The sequence below is a fragment of the Pedobacter sp. JY14-1 genome (assembly GCF_029269825.1).
In the GTDB taxonomy this organism is placed as follows: domain Bacteria; phylum Bacteroidota; class Bacteroidia; order Sphingobacteriales; family Sphingobacteriaceae; genus Pedobacter.
The window spans coordinates 169,169-184,332 of sequence record NZ_JARJHU010000005.1 but is presented as its reverse complement, the minus strand read 5'-3'; the positions used below and the strand labels follow the sequence as shown (position 1 = coordinate 184,332).

Annotated in this window: 12 protein-coding genes; 7 read left to right on the top strand and 5 right to left on the bottom strand. The window is 43.6% G+C overall.

Translation table 11 applies throughout. The features are described 5' to 3' along the window. Nucleotides 1-147: 147 nt before the first annotated feature. Both P2W84_RS11255 and P2W84_RS11250 read right to left on the bottom strand, forming a co-directional pair. Nucleotides 148-1,392, bottom strand: coding sequence for a HAMP domain-containing sensor histidine kinase (locus tag P2W84_RS11255; protein ID WP_276090236.1), 1,245 nt, complete (start codon nt 1,390-1,392; stop codon nt 148-150). Continuing rightward, nucleotides 1,392-2,066: a response regulator transcription factor gene (locus P2W84_RS11250; RefSeq protein WP_276090235.1), complete on the bottom strand. Its 675-nt coding sequence runs from the start codon at nt 2,064-2,066 to the stop codon at nt 1,392-1,394. The genes P2W84_RS11255 and P2W84_RS11250 overlap by 1 nt, the downstream gene beginning before the upstream one ends. Before the next feature lie 131 nt (nt 2,067-2,197). Between P2W84_RS11250 and P2W84_RS11245 the strand changes: the two genes are divergently transcribed. The 4 genes from P2W84_RS11245 (at nt 2,198) to P2W84_RS11230 (ending at nt 8,237) form a co-directional block, all read left to right on the top strand. Beyond that, nucleotides 2,198-3,295, top strand: a complete 1,098-nt coding sequence (locus tag P2W84_RS11245) for a DUF4856 domain-containing protein (RefSeq protein WP_276090234.1) — start codon at nt 2,198-2,200, stop codon at nt 3,293-3,295. Between the two features lie 101 nt (nt 3,296-3,396). After that, nucleotides 3,397-4,485 (top strand): imelysin family protein, encoded by a 1,089-nt coding sequence (locus tag P2W84_RS11240; RefSeq protein WP_276090233.1) that lies wholly within the window; start codon nt 3,397-3,399, stop codon nt 4,483-4,485. After that, nucleotides 4,448-5,824: an HTTM domain-containing protein gene (locus tag P2W84_RS11235; RefSeq protein ID WP_276090232.1), complete on the top strand. Its 1,377-nt coding sequence runs from the start codon at nt 4,448-4,450 to the stop codon at nt 5,822-5,824. Before P2W84_RS11240 ends, P2W84_RS11235 begins: the two co-directional genes overlap by 38 nt. Continuing rightward, a complete protein-coding gene (locus tag P2W84_RS11230; RefSeq protein WP_276090231.1) occupies nt 5,814-8,237 on the top strand; it encodes a TonB-dependent receptor in 2,424 nt (807 codons plus the stop codon). Before P2W84_RS11235 ends, P2W84_RS11230 begins: the two co-directional genes overlap by 11 nt. Before the next feature lie 105 nt (nt 8,238-8,342). Here P2W84_RS11230 and P2W84_RS11225 read toward each other — a convergent pair whose 3' ends face one another. Then, nucleotides 8,343-9,440: a dipeptide epimerase gene (locus P2W84_RS11225; protein WP_276090230.1), complete on the bottom strand. Its 1,098-nt coding sequence runs from the start codon at nt 9,438-9,440 to the stop codon at nt 8,343-8,345. A gap of 40 nt (nt 9,441-9,480) precedes the next feature. Between P2W84_RS11225 and P2W84_RS11220 the strand changes: the two genes are divergently transcribed. Both P2W84_RS11220 and P2W84_RS11215 read left to right on the top strand, forming a co-directional pair. Continuing rightward, nucleotides 9,481-11,493, top strand: coding sequence for a thioredoxin domain-containing protein (locus tag P2W84_RS11220; protein ID WP_276090229.1), 2,013 nt, complete (start codon nt 9,481-9,483; stop codon nt 11,491-11,493). Between the two features lie 14 nt (nt 11,494-11,507). Next, a complete protein-coding gene (locus P2W84_RS11215; RefSeq protein WP_276090228.1) occupies nt 11,508-12,008 on the top strand; it encodes a peptidylprolyl isomerase in 501 nt (166 codons plus the stop codon). 1 nt (nt 12,009) lies between these two features. On the opposite strand, the gene P2W84_RS11210 is transcribed toward P2W84_RS11215, so the two are convergent. Together P2W84_RS11210 and P2W84_RS11205 are read right to left on the bottom strand one after the other, a co-directional pair. Next, nucleotides 12,010-12,432, bottom strand: coding sequence for a Fur family transcriptional regulator (locus P2W84_RS11210; RefSeq protein WP_276090227.1), 423 nt, complete (start codon nt 12,430-12,432; stop codon nt 12,010-12,012). Nucleotides 12,433-12,434: 2 nt separating this feature from the next. After that, the gene (locus tag P2W84_RS11205; protein ID WP_276090226.1) at nt 12,435-12,878 is read right to left on the bottom strand and encodes a hypothetical protein; all 444 of its coding nucleotides are present in this window, start codon (nt 12,876-12,878) and stop codon (nt 12,435-12,437) included. 136 nt (nt 12,879-13,014) lie between these two features. Here P2W84_RS11205 and P2W84_RS11200 point away from each other — a divergent pair, with 136 nt between their 5' ends. Continuing rightward, complete coding sequence (locus P2W84_RS11200; protein ID WP_276090225.1) at nt 13,015-15,141, top strand: TonB-dependent receptor; 2,127 nt, start codon at nt 13,015-13,017, stop codon at nt 15,139-15,141. The last annotated feature ends 23 nt before the right edge of the window (nt 15,142-15,164 follow it).

Here is a 15,164-nt window from a genome sequence, read left to right as displayed (position 1 = left end):
ACGATTCTTGGATGAAGACAGGATTGTTGTGTTACTGTTTATGACATTTTGCAGATGATCCCGTATATTACAAATGTAGTCTGCGGTTATCTGGTGCTTAACTTCAATAAGTAATTTGCCGGTACGTTCGCGTATTCATTTTGAGCGCTATTCTTTAAATCTGATATCAAAGGTATGCCGATGCTCTTTGTAGGTATATTCCACTATCCAGCCGTTTACCTGACATATTTGTTTTACAATAGACAAGCCTAGTCCGTTGCCCTTATAACCAGGTATGCCTTTGCCAAAGCGGCTGAATAGCCTGGCAGCATCGAAGGTCAACGGAGGTCCTTCATTGCTGAAGACCAGTTGAATCGCATTCAGACAGATAGATGCGGCAGCGTCTGCCGGAGCATGGCTGATCATATTGGTCATAAGATTAGAGACCAATATGTCCATAAGTGTCTGGCTGGCAAATACCGAATAGTCTGACAGCTGTTGATTTACCTTGATCCCCTTATGTTCAAAAACGTCTTCCATAAGGGAATAATTATGGATGATTGTTGCTCTGAGATTAATTTGCCGTTTGTCCTGGAATGCATCGTTTTCAAGCTTAGCGAGGAGGAGCAGGCCTTTATTTACTTTACTGAGCCGGTTTACGGCTTGCTTCGCATCCGCTAAAGGTCTGATTACGGCACTGTCCAGCGGAACCTGGCTGATGGTTTCCAGGCGGGTCTTCAAAATACTCAGGGGCGTCTGAATTTCATGAGATGCATTTTCGGTAAACTCTTTCAGCGCTGTATATTCCCGCTTACCCCTGGCCGCCAGATCACTGAGTACGGTATTCATTTCCTGAAATTCTGTTGTCCTGGTGCGCGCAAGCTGTAATTCTTCCCGGGAACTTACAGAATAGCCCTGCATTCGCCGCAAGTTTATGAGAAAGGGTTTCCAGATACTGCGGTTCATGAAGTAATTGATAAGTGTGCCAAGTGCGACCAATAGCGTGGCAATCAGCAGGAACATATACGTGATGGTTCGCGCATAGTTTTCCCAACCAATATAAGTGGTCATAACGCGGATACGGTAAGGTTTATGATTGATCTTCTTGCTTTCCTCAAAATAATAATAGCCTTCTGTCTCTTTCTGCAAATGATCATACAAAAGGGTGTCTTTGAACACTTTGGGAAGCCGCATCAGAATTTCTTCGCCCGAACGGATATCAACCAAGGGATATGAGATTTTCCGGCCTCCCTGCAATTCGGAAGCCACCATATCAAGCTGCATTTCCAACTGCTCTTCCATTTCCCTGGAAATCTCGTTGCGGAGAAAGATGTAAAGCAATATCCCCGCAATCCCAAGTACGATCGTGCTCAGACACAGATAATAGATGCTGATCCTGGTGAGCAACCGCATCAGCAGGAAAATTTATAACCCATGCCGTAGACTGTTCTGATGTAATCTTTTCCGGATGCCGAACTGAGTTTCTTCCGAAGGTTTTTCATGTGTACATATACGGTATCGAAGTTGTCCTGCTGGTCGAAGTGATCGCCCCAGAGGTGCTCCGCTATAGCCGATTTGCTGACCACACGTTCTTTATTAACTAAAAAATACATCAGCATTTCGAATTCTTTACGGGTAAGTCCGATTTCTTGTTTTTTATAGGAGAGCTTTTTGGAAAAGGGCTCTATAGTAAAGGCATCGAAATGGATGTTTTGGGAACCTTTTAGAATTTTTCTGCGGTATAGGGCATTGACTCTTGCACTGAGTTCCTCGATATAGAAAGGTTTGGTAAGGTAGTCATCTGCGCCGAGGTTAAGACTATCTATTTTATCATTCAGAGAATTTTTAGCGGAAAGGATCAGGATTCCGGTCTCAATGTCTTTTTCCCTGATACCAGAAATGAGTTCCATACCGGTACCGTCGGGAAGTGTAATGTCAAGGATGACAATATCATAACGGTAATTGTGAATCTTCTGTGCTGCCTGGCTGAAACTGATGGCCTGCTCACATACAAATCCCTGGGAACTGAAATAGCTATTCATTTCTTCAACCAGTATAGGCTCGTCTTCTACAAACAGTAATTTCATGATGTCTTTATTTAGAATATTTCTAAATCTTTAGAAATTCTTTAGAATTAGCTATAATATTTGCAGCAAGAATACTAGTTATTTAGACTTAATACAAACAATCACAACAATTAAATTCTAATCCCATAAACATGAAAGTTAATTACCTTAAAAGTTCAGTTTTTGTTGTTCTGGCCGTAGCAGGACTTACCTCCTGTAAGAAAGACAAGGTTAAGGAAGAAGTAATCCCTCCTTACGACATCCCTGCGACTTATAATTTTACGGGTGCAAACTATACGACTTCGACACAGAGGGTGAAAATGGCTGTGGAACTGAATTCCTATCTTGGGACAGCTTTAAATGCTACCATTACGGCGGAAAAAGCAAATGACTATTTCAATAATACCAATAGTCCTTTTGCAGATGCCACATTAAATACTTCAGGGGTGAAGCTCGCTGAGAAGACTGCTGATGCCGCTACTTTTATCGGGTACTTTGCTCAGCAGGCTGCGAATAGTCTCGAAAATGGGAAAGAGGCTTCTAATGGAAAAGCCGGATATGTGATCAAGGGAACTACCAAAAGGCTGGTAAGTGCTACAGGACTTGAGTATAACCAGGCTGTGGCTAAAGGAATGATGGGCGCGTTGTTTTTTAAGGAAGCTGTAAATATCCTCACGAATGTCCCGAACGCCGATAATAATACTGTGACCAACGGGACAACTGCTATGCAGCGTAACTGGGACGAAGCCTTCGGGTATCTGAGCGTTCCGGTAGATTATGACCCGGGGAAAACCTATGCGAACACAGATTCAAACCGTCCTTTATTATGGGGCGGTTACCTTGCAGAACGCGGCAAAGGTATTGAAGCAGGCAAGATTATTTTTAATGCTTTCCTTAAAGGTCGTGCTGCGATCGGTGCCAGAGACTATGCTGTAGTAAAGGAGCAGATCGACATTATCCTGGCTAAATGGGAACAGCTGGTTGCTGCTGCTGCTTTGGCTTATGTGACGATACCTACTAATTCGACAAGTATAAATGATCTGCCTACTCAGTTTCATGCGTTGTCTGAGGGATATGGCTTCGTTTCGTGTTTCAAATACCGTCCGGCTGGAAGCAAGCTGACTGAAGCTAACTTTCAGAAGCTAACGGCAACTATGGGCACCAATTTCTATGTACTGGTCAATGAGGCAAATTTCACGAAGTTGGTTGAAGCGCAAAATATCCTGAAGACTACTTATGGTCTGAATTAAACTGATTATTGTGTTAATCCGGCTCCTGGCACATTTTTGCGCCAGGAGCTTTCATTATTAACAGGGATTCGTCTTAGAAAATAAAAAATAATCAATTACTGATGAAAATTAATCAAATAAAACCCGGTATCGTCATACTTATAACCGCATTTACCATTTTTATCGTCGCCTGTTCTAAAAAGACCAGCAAAGACAATAGTCCGCAGGCTGAAGGTTTTGATAAGGGAACTATGCTGGCCGATTACGCAGATCACCTTATCATACCTGCCTATACTGGTCTGCAGCAGCAGATTACTCAATTTGAAGCTGCTGTGAGTACATTTTTAACTACCCCTGATGCAGGGAATCAGCAGGCCTTGAAAACTGTGTTTAAGGCTGCTTATATTCAATATGAGCAGATTTCGGTAAATCAATTTGGCCCGTCTGAACGGGTTTTACTGAACAATTTTCTGAATACTTTTCCTGCGGACAAAGCTGTGATAGATGGAAATATACTGAGGGGCACCTATGACCTTACCCAGAATTTTACCGTTGACCAACAAGGTTTCCCTGCACTTGATTATGTATTGTTTGCTCCCGATGCGTTATCCAAATTCAACGATAACGGTGCAGCTAACCGCAGGAAATATGTGCTGGACCTGATTGCCCGTATGAAAACGCTTACCGGAAATGTAATTACTGCATGGAACACCGGTTACAGGACTGAATTTGTAAGTAATACGCGTTCAGATGCAGGCAGCCCTATTGCTTTTCTGATCAACCAGTTTGCATACGAAATGGACCAGATGAAGGGGCCACGCATTGGATGGCCTTATGGCAAGCAGTCTAGTGGTATACAATATCCGGATAAAGTGGAGGGTTACTATTCCGGTATTTCGGTTGCCCTTGCAGTCGCCAATCTGGGTAATCTTAAAAAAATGTTTACAGGTAATAACAGCGGAAAAGGAATATCTGGTTATTTAGCGGCGTTAGGTAAAAAAGCATTAAGTGACGATGTTATAAGTCAGTTTGATGTGACTATAGGCAAGTTGAATGCAATACCCGATCCGTTATCTTCAGCTTTGGTAAGTAACAAAGCTGAAATTGATGCAGCTTACAGGGAGGTGCAGGTACTTTTGACACTGTTAAAAACGGATGTGGCTTCGTCAACCGGTGTACGGATTACTTATCAGGATACCGACGGTGACTAGTATCCGTTACTTCCTAAAGCCGGTAGATATTGCGCCGCTGGTTATATTCAGGATATTGTTCGGACTGATGATGTTCGTTGGTATCCTGCGTTTCTGGCTGAAGGGGTGGATAGTGGATTTGTATGTTAACCCGCGGTTCTATTTTAGTTACTGGGGCTTCGAATGGGTGAAACCTTTGGGATATACGGGTATGCACCTGCTTTTTTTTCTGGCTGCTATTTCGGCTGCAGGCATTGCGCTTGGCTTCCTGTATCGCATCACAGCACCACTTTTCTTTCTCGCTTTTACCTATATTGAGCTGATAGATGCCACCAATTATCTCAACCATTATTACTTTATCAGCCTTGTCAGCTTCCTGATGATATGGCTGCCTGCTAATCGATTTTTTGCCGTGGATACTTTTATCTGGCCAAGTCTGAAGTATGATAAGGTGCCATTATGGACGATTGGTGTTCTACGGATGCAGGTAGGCATTGTCTATTTTTTTGCCGGTTTGGCTAAGCTGACGCCAGACTGGCTGCTGCATGCGATGCCGATGAAGATCTGGTTGCCGCCTAAAAGCCATTTGCCGTTAATAGGCGCCTTAATGTACAAAGGTTGGGTAGCTTATGTGTTCAGCTGGTTCGGCGCGGTATATGACCTCCTGATTGCTTTTTTCCTGATCAACAGGAGGACCCGTCCCGTTGCTTATCTTTTTGTGATTGGCTTTCATCTGGCGACAGCGCTTTTTTTTCCGGGTATTGGCATGTTTCCCTATGTGATGATTATCTGTAGCTTTATTTTCTTCAGCTCCGCGTTTCAATATAAGCTGCTTAGCCATCTTTTATCAAAATCCAGACAGATTTCCGGAAAAAGTAATTACGTGCTATTTGGATGCAAAAATAGAGTTGCCACGATCGTATCCGGAACTTATTTCTGTATTCAGCTGATTATCCCGCTGCGGTTTCTGGCTTATCCGGGAGATTTGTTCTGGTATGAAGAGGGATATCGTTTTTCATGGCGTGTCATGCTGATGGAAAAATCCGGCAATACTTTTTTCTATGTTAAAGAACCTTCGACAGGACGGGCATACGAGGTGGATAACAGTGAGTTCCTGACTCCATTGCAGGACAAAATGATGAGCACCCAGCCCGATCTGATCTTACGCTATGCGCATTACCTGGCATCTGTATACCGTCAGCGGGGATTGAAAGATCCGGCTGTTTATGTGGAATCTTATGTGACCCTGAATGGAGGGCGTTCCCGTTCTTTTACTGATCCTGGTGTCAACCTTGCCCGGCAACGATTCGGCTGGCATCATTATACGTGGATATTACCTTTTGCAAAAAATGAAAAATAAGACCTTTAGTAAATTATTATGTTTTTTATTATTGAATGTATATGCTCTGGGGGCTTCAGCTCAGCTTTTTTCTGTCAGCGGACGTGTACGCATAAATAGCACGCCTGCTGCCGGCGCTACGGTGAGTATTGTTCATACCAGTTTAACAACGAGTTGTGACGAATCCGGGAAATTTGGGTTTAACACAGTACCGGCTGGAAAATATGAGCTTATCGTATATTTTCTGGGTGCGGAGAAATACAGTAAGAAAATAGAAGTAAACCGGGACGTTGTCCTTGATGTTACCTTGGAGGACGCAGATGGTAAACGTCTGGATGAGGTAAATGTCCGGGACAGCATTCAACGAATGGCGTCTGGGAACTTGAGACAGGTAGAAGGAACGGCTATTTATGCGGGAAAAAAGACCGAAGTAGTTAATGTAGAAAGTTTGAATGCTAATCTGGCGACAAATAATTCCCGGCAGTTGTATAGCCGCGTGGCCGGGATCAATATTATTGAATACGATGGCGGGGGCCTGCAGCTGGGTATAGGGGGAAGAGGGTTGAACCCAAGCCGCGTATCTAATTTTAATACACGCCAGAATGGCTATGACATCAGTGCTGATGCCCTGGGTTATCCGGAAAGTTATTATACACCTCCTGCTGAGGCACTGGACAGAATAGAGATCATACGTGGCGCAGCCAGTCTGCAGTACGGTACGCAGTTTGGGGGATTGATTAACTTTCAGCTAAAAAAAGGGCCGTCAGACAAGCCGATGGAGATAACCAGTCGTCAGACGACAGGCTCTTTCGGATTTTTTAACTCATTCAACAGCGTTGGCGGTACCATTAAGAAGCTGAATTATTATGCATATTATCAATATAAACGTGGCGACGGATGGCGCCCTAATGGTCATTTTGAACAGCATGGTGCTTATATCCATGCCGATTATCAGCTTACTCCAAAGCTCAGAGTAGGTGGTGAATATACGTTCATGGATTATCTGTCGCACTTGCCAGGCGGCCTGACCGACAATGAATTTGCAAGTGATCCTCATCAATCTAACCGTGAACGCAATTGGTTTAAAGTAAATTGGAACCTGGCTAATGTTACGCTTGATTACCAGTTTGACGATCATACGAAGATAAACTGGAGAAGTTATCACCTCTATGCAGGAAGGCAGGCGCTGGGAGTATTGACTTATATCAACAGGCCTGATATGGGTGGCCCCCGGGATTTATTGGACGATACTTATAAGAACTTTGGATCTGAACTGCGTCTGTTGCACCAGTATAAGCTTGTCAGGCAACAGCATAGTACTTTCCTGGCAGGGGTAAGGGTATACAAAGGACTGACCTTGCGTAATCAGGGTAATGCCAGTGATGGCAAGGGGCCGGACTTCAGCTATACGGGGAATTTCCCAAGTGTTTCTGGTTATAGGTTTCCAGGTACAAATATTGCCATATTCACAGAGCATATTTTTCAACTGAATGAAAAGTGGAGTATTACTCCTGGTGCGAGATTTGAATTTATTTCTACTAATGCAGATGGATATTATGCAACCAGATCAAGTCCATATGACGATTTCTATTACATTCAGAATTTTGAAAAAAAGGCAAACGACCGCTCTTTTGTGTTTTTCGGTATAGGTACATCTTATAAGCCGGTACAGGGTGTTGAACTGTATGCTAACGCATCACAGAATTACCGCAGTGTGAATTTTAACGATATACGTGTCATAAACCCGAATGCACGGGTTGATTCCGCGTTGACTGATGAAAAGGGATATACCATTGATGGTGGTATAAGAGGTACTTTAAATTCATGGATGCGTTATGACCTGAGCTTATTTTATCTAAAATATAATAGGCGCATCGGATCGGTAAATGCAAAAAGTGCAGACAATCTGGAAAACTACCGCTTACGTAAAAATATCGGCGATAGCCGAAACATAGGGTTCGAGAGTTTAGTAGAGGCCGATCTGCTGAAGGCTATTACTAAGGGACTAAGCAAATACAAATTAAACGTATATACTAATTTTGCGTTGATTGATGCCAGATATATAAATAGTCTGGATGCTTCGGTCCGTAAGGATAACCTGGTTGAATTTGTACCGCCTGTATTATTACGTACCGGTATTTCCTTCGGACATCAGCGCTTTGATATCGGTTGTCAGTTTTCTTATGTTGGTAAACAATACTCTGATGCTACAAATGCTGAAAGATCGGATAGGGCTATTGACGGTGCCGTTCCTTCCTATCAGGTAATGGATTTTAGTGCAAGCTATAAATGGAAGTGGTTTACTCTATACGGGAACGTCAATAATCTACTGGATGAAAGGTATTTTACCCGCAGAGCAGATGGCTACCCGGGGCCGGGAATATTGCCTTCCGATCCAAGGACTTTTTACCTGACCTTACAGGTTAAGCTTTAATTGCCTGTTTATAGAACTTTTCCCGGCAATTTGTTTTCTAACAGCGACTTATTAGGTCCGGATATTAGCAGCTAATTCTTTATCCTGATTTACTTGTGGGATTTGTCATATGATCCAGCTTTCACAGTCTTTCAGGAATTCAGGATCTGCGTCTGCACCGATACCAGGTGTGTCCGGTAAGGTAAGCACAAAGCTGTTATAGGTTACTCCACCGGTAACAGGGTTTTTTTTGTGTCCCAAAAGACAAGTGTCCAGGTCGAAAAAGATGATGTTTGGACAGGATAATGCAAAATGAAGACAGGCGCTCATGCCGATCCGGGTTTCAAGCATGCCGCCCATCATACATTTCGTACCGGTTTGCAAGGCGATCTCATGGATTTTTTGCGCTTCAAGTATACCACCGGATTTAGAGAATTTGATATTAAGATAGTCTGTGGCACCGGCATTGATCAATCTCCTGGCATCATGATGATTGTAACAACTTTCATCTGCCATGATCTTTACAGCGGAATTGGCGCAGAGTTCAGGTAGTTTGTCATCGTACCAGGTCCGCATTGGCTGCTCACAGAACTCGATGTCGAATGCAGACAGTTTGCCAAGGGCAAAGAGTGCATCATCGAAACTCCATCCCTGATTTGCGTCCAGTCTTAGTCTCATGTCCGGGCCTGTAGCGTGTCTGATCTGGCGCACCCTTTCAATATCTGTATGTATATCCTTGCCAACTTTGATTTTAATGATGCTGCAACCTTGTTCTTTTAAGTGTAACGCAGTTGCAGCCATAGCTTCCGGTGTATCAATACCGATAGTAATATCGGTTTCAATGCTGCGGGGAACTGCACCAAGGTACTGATAAAGAGGTAATCCGGCAGCTTTTGCGGCAATGTCGAATAAAGCCATATCGAAAGCACTTTTAATAGTGTTGTTATGTGCTGCATAGTCTTGCAGTTCGTTCATACGGTCGGGTATTTCCAGTGGATCTTTTCCTTTAAGTATGGTTGCAAAAGCTCTGGCCATCACGAGACAAGTCTCCTGACTTTCACCGACGATCATTGGGAAGGCCGAGCATTCTCCTGTGCCCGTTATACCGGTAGAGGTGTGTATCCTGATCAATACGTTCTGTGCAAAATGCATAGTACCAGTAGCAATGACGAAGGGTTCGACGGGTATACTAAAGCGGTAGATTTCCGTGTGGCTGATTTTCATGGCATGATAGTTATGTACTAAAATTACTAATTTTACCCTTATGCACGATATACCCAACCAACTCATTAATGCGTCTTCACCTTACCTCCTACAGCACGCTTACAACCCTGTGCAATGGTATGAATGGGGGGAGGAGGCACTTAAAAAGGCCAGAGAAGAGCAAAAACTTATCCTTGTCAGTATAGGCTATTCTGCTTGTCATTGGTGCCATGTAATGGAGCGGGAGAGTTTTGAGGACAATGAGGTGGCTGAAGTGATGAACCGGCATTATGTCTGCATTAAAGTAGACAGGGAAGAACGACCAGATATCGATCAGATTTATATGCTGGCCATACAGCTGATGACCGGCAGTGGTGGCTGGCCGCTCAATTGTATATGCCTTCCCGATGAGCGGCCAATCTACGGCGGGACTTATTTCCGAAAAACAGATTGGATCAGCCTGCTGCTTAGCGTTGCGAAGATGTGGAAAGAAGAGCCTGAAAAAGCCTTGCAGTATGCGGACAGGCTTACTGAGGGTATACGTGCCGCAGAGACGATCATACCTGCCGCCGGGAGGACGGAATATTCGCGCAGGCATCTTGAGGATATAGTGGGACCCTGGAAAAGATATTTTGATATTTCGGCAGGGGGATATAACCGGGCACCCAAGTTTCCACTGCCAAATAACTGGCAGTTTATGTTGAGGTATAGCTATTTAATGAAAGATGATGCTACACACGTTGCATCCTTGTTTACGCTTGAAAAAATGGCGATGGGAGGAATCTATGACCATGTGGGCGGGGGCTTTGCACGGTATTCTGTAGATGGACAATGGCATGTACCGCATTTCGAAAAGATGCTTTATGACAACGGACAACTGATCAGTCTCTATGCAGAAGCTTATCAGTATAGTTATTTACCTCTTTTCAGAGAAATTGTAATGGAAACTGTGGATTGGCTAAAGAGGGAGATGACCTCACCCGAAGGTTTGTTTTATTCGGCATTAGATGCTGATAGTGAAGGTATAGAAGGCAAATTCTATGTTTGGGACAAAGATGAATTTGATGCAGTTTTGGGAACAGATGCTGATCTGCTGCGTGATTATTTTCATATTACCTCTGAAGGTAACTGGGAGGAAGAGCAGGTGAATATTCTGCTCAGAAAGTTTGATCCGATAGAATATGCTGAGGTAAAGGGGTTGGACACATTTGAATTTCAGGAAAAAGTTAAGTTAGCTAAGTATAAAATGTTGGCCCACAGGTCAAAAAGGATTAGGCCTGCTTTAGACGATAAATGCCTTACTGCCTGGAATGCAATGACAATCAGGGGACTGGCAGATAGCTCACAGGTGTTTAATGAGCGTTCTTATTATGAACTTGCCCGCGGGGCCGCCAAAGCGATATTTGAAAGACTGAGCATGCCTGATGGTGGTCTTTACAGAAACTTTAAAAACGGAAAGGCGACTATACCTGGCTTTCTGGATGATTATGCCTTTTTTATTGACGCTTTGATCGCACTTTATCAGGCCGATTTTGAGGAAGTATGGTTGCAGGAGGCAAAAAGACTAACCGATTATGTGCTTGATCATTTTGAAGATACAGACAGCCCCATGTTGTTTTATACAGCTGTAAATGGTGAAGCACTTATTGCCAGAAAGCATGAGGTAATGGATAATGTGATTCCTTCTTCGAATTCGGTAATGTCCCAGAACCTGCAAAAGCTGGGGTTGTTATTTGATGAGCCCCATTACACAGAAAAGGCCTCGGCAATGCTGGCCGCGGTTGAGCCGCAGATCAAGACTTATGGTTCTGCTTATTCCAACTGGGCGGTACAATTGCTGGATGAAGTATTTGGAATTAATGAAATAGCGATAACGGGCGAGGATGTATTGCGGCTTAAGCAGGAGTTTAACCGGGTATATATTCCCAACAAAATTTTTTTGGGAGGAACAAATACCGGGTTGCCTTTGTTAAAAGATAAACAAAGCATGCAAACAAAAATCTATATTTGTCAGAATAAGACATGCCAGTTGCCTGTTACGACGGTCGATGAAGCATTGCAGTTCATAAATTAATCAATCAAATAAGAATGAGTATTCAACCCAAAAAAGTAGTAGCACTAACGTATGAATTGCATACGACTAATGAAGAAGGCCAGCAGGTTTTCGTGGAAAAGGCTGATGAACAGCAGCCACTGGTTTTTCTTTATGGTACAGGCATGATGCTGCCTAAGTTTGAAGAGTACCTGAGTGGCCTTAATGAGGGCGATGCTTATAGTTTTGAGCTTTCCGCAGCTGATGGCTATGGTGAAATAGATCCGGGGGCATATGCTGATCTTCCAAAAGAAATGTTCAAGGATGTAGATTTACCTGCGGTAGGTGATGTGATCCCGCTTCAGGACAATCAGGGTAACCATTTCAGGGCAGGGGTAACCGCTGTTGGTGATGATGTGGTTTCTGTTGACCTGAACCATCCGATGGCGGGTAAGAACCTGATCTTTTCCGGTGAAATACTTACAGTGCGTGAGGCTACTCCTGAGGAACTGAGCCATGGCCATGCGCATGGTGCAGACGGACATTCAGGACATTAATTTATTTTTCCTTATTACATTTATTACAAAGACCGTAAGCTGTAAAGCTTACGGTCTTTGCTTTAAAGCCTTCAGGCATCTTTATTTCAGGAATAGTCAGTTCCAGGCAAAAGATCTTATTGCAGTTGGTACAATTGAAATGTACGTGCTCGTCATGATGATTATGCGCTGTGCAGGCTGAAGAACATATTGCGTAATTGGCCGTTCCGTTCGCATCCATAATCTTGTGGACAATACCTTTCTCTTCATACGCATTAAGTATCCTGTAGAGGGTAACACGGTCAATTTCCTTTCCGAGTTTCTTCTCAAGCTCTGGTTGAGATACTGCAGATTGACCATGGGAAATTTCTTCCAAAACACGCACCCTTTGCCTGGTGTGTTTGAGGTCATGTGCCTTAAGTATATTACCTGGATCCAATGCCATAATCATATCTGTTTAGCTGCCGTCAATGCAATCGGAGGGTTATCCATAGCGTTGCCGGGATTAAGCTTAAGGATGCCCTTGACAGCTATTGTCTTATAAGTGAATTTAATAGGCTCAGTTGTTTCTACAAGGACCATTACCGGCACACCGTTCTTGCCACAATAAAAACATTGGTTAATGGGCAGGGTAGACAGCATAAACTTAGATTGTTTCATGCCATCTTTTATGGGAACAATGTAACCTTCCAGCTCAAAAGGTTTATTTGCTGCCTTTTTTATCTTATCTGTAAAGACAGGGATCATTTCTGTGTCTTTTACAATTTTAAAATCGACACCGCCAACGATATCCCAATTATCTGAGGTAATCTGATCGTCGGGATTATGTTGTGCTCTGGCAATAAAAGCGCTGGTAAACAACAATAGAGTGAGAAAAATTTTCTGGGCCATAGGATTGCAAATATACCAATAGCTGCATCTAAAAGCAATTCAACAGCGCATGCTCTGGATTTTGCTACGGCGCATATAAATGCAATTTAGTTGCAAATGATAATTTGATATGTATATTTGCAACTAAATTGCATTTATGAAATGGAGATCACGCTTTTATTTGTTTTTGAAGAAAGCCGTTGTAGCTGGATTACTACTGACTCCCGGGCTTATTGTTGCTCAGGAATTTTCAGATACGACACACAGGCTACATGAAGTACAAATCAGTGGAAAAAAGAAGATCGCATCCTCCTCACAGGCCGTAGAAGTAGTATCGGGTGAAAAGCTGAACGGAAGTAGCGGACTGATTCTGGCTGATGTACTGAAAGAGTTGCCTGGTATCAGTAGTTTAAAAAGCGGAGGGACAATTGCAAAACCGGTCATTCATGGGTTACATAGTAACCGATTGCTACTGCTGAATAACGGGGTGAGGTTGGAAGGACAGCAATGGGGCGCAGAACATGCACCCGAACTTGACCCCATGCTTGCAGAGCGCATAGAGGTCATTAAAAGTGCAGCGTCTGTGAGGTATGGAGCAGAAGCAATGGGTGGTGTAATATTGTTGCAGCCACGGGTACTTCCGGTTGGTGCCGGACTGAATGGCGGGATAAATTTGACGGGTATTTCAAACGGAAGAGGAGTAACTGGTTCTGCTATGTTTACAGGTGGGCTTAGTGGACTGAAGGGATTTGGCTGGCGTTTACAAGGGACACTTAAGCGATCGGGAAATATCCATACTGCGGACTATATGATCGGTAATACAGGACTGGCAGAACGGAATTATTCCGCTGCTTTAGGATATACAAATAAAAAAGCCAGGTACGAACTTTATTACAGTCATTTCGGAGCTATATACGGAATAATGTATACTGCTCATGTTGCTACCCTCGAAGATATTGAATCGAGGATAGCGGCAGGACAGCCCTTCGAAGAATATGGATTTACTTACCAGATCAATGTACCCAGACAAAATATCCGGCATGATCTGCTGAAAGCGAATTTTCACTACGATTTTGCACCGGAAAGGACTTTTGACTTTACTTATGCCTATCAGCGCAATCATCGCAGGGAGTTTGACTTGAGAAGAGGCAACCGGGAAGCATTGCCGATCAATGATTTATTGCTGAGTACACATACGCTTGATATGATGTTGGGGGCACGCAATAAGGCAGGTTCTGGCGCTTCATTAGGCATTAACGGAATGCTGCAGATAAACAATAATGTTCCGGGTACACTTGCCAATACATTTATTCCCAACTATGATAGCTTTTCTGCAGCGATTTTCTTTGCGAGGAATTGGTTGACTGAGCGGGCAGAATATGAATTGGGTTTGCGCTACGATTTTAAGCAATTTGATGCCGCTGGTTTTAGATATGCCTATGGGGAGAGTGACGATATAACGGAACAATATTATGGCGGCAAAAGAAAATTTCATAACCTGACTGGAACGGCCGGTGCTGTTTTCCGCTTGGGCGGGATGGTGCGTTTGATCAGCAATATAGGGGCAGGATGGAGAGCACCTTCAGCAAACGAACTTTTCAGCAAAGGACTGCACCACGGAGCTGGTCTGTTTGAGGTTGGTGATCCTGGATTGCAGATTGAACAGGGATACAAATGGACCAACGGGCTAAGTTATGTTGACATGCCACTTGAACTGAGACTGGATCTCTATGCGCAGTATATCCGTAACTATATTTATACAAGACCCGACAAAAGTTTCCGGCAGACGATGAGCGGTACTTTTCCGGTATTCAGATACCGTCAGACAGCTGCGTTCTTTCGTGGAACTGATTTTTCTGTTATATACCGGTTCACTTATGGTTTGACTTATATGTTCAATGCTTCGCTGGTGATAGCCAGTGATCTTAATAACGGTGGATATCTGCCGCTTATACCGGGGGGGAAGGCAGGGAGCCGGCTGCGTTTAGAACTGGGGCAGACTCGTAAGGTATGGAAAGACTTCTGTCTACAGCTGAATCATGAGTACACTTTCAGGCAGGGAAGGTTTCTGCAAGGCAGTGATTTTGCTCCTCCACCTCCCGGTTATCATTTGCTTGGTATTTCCGTCGGTAATACTATACCAATTGCAAACCATCGATTGGGACTGGATATAACGGCTGAAAACCTCTTCAACCGGCTTTATAAGGATTACATGGACCGGTATCGGTATTTCGTACACGGCCAGGGGCGTAACCTTATGCTGAGGCTGAACTACAGATTCTAATTCACATTATCTATTTACTTACA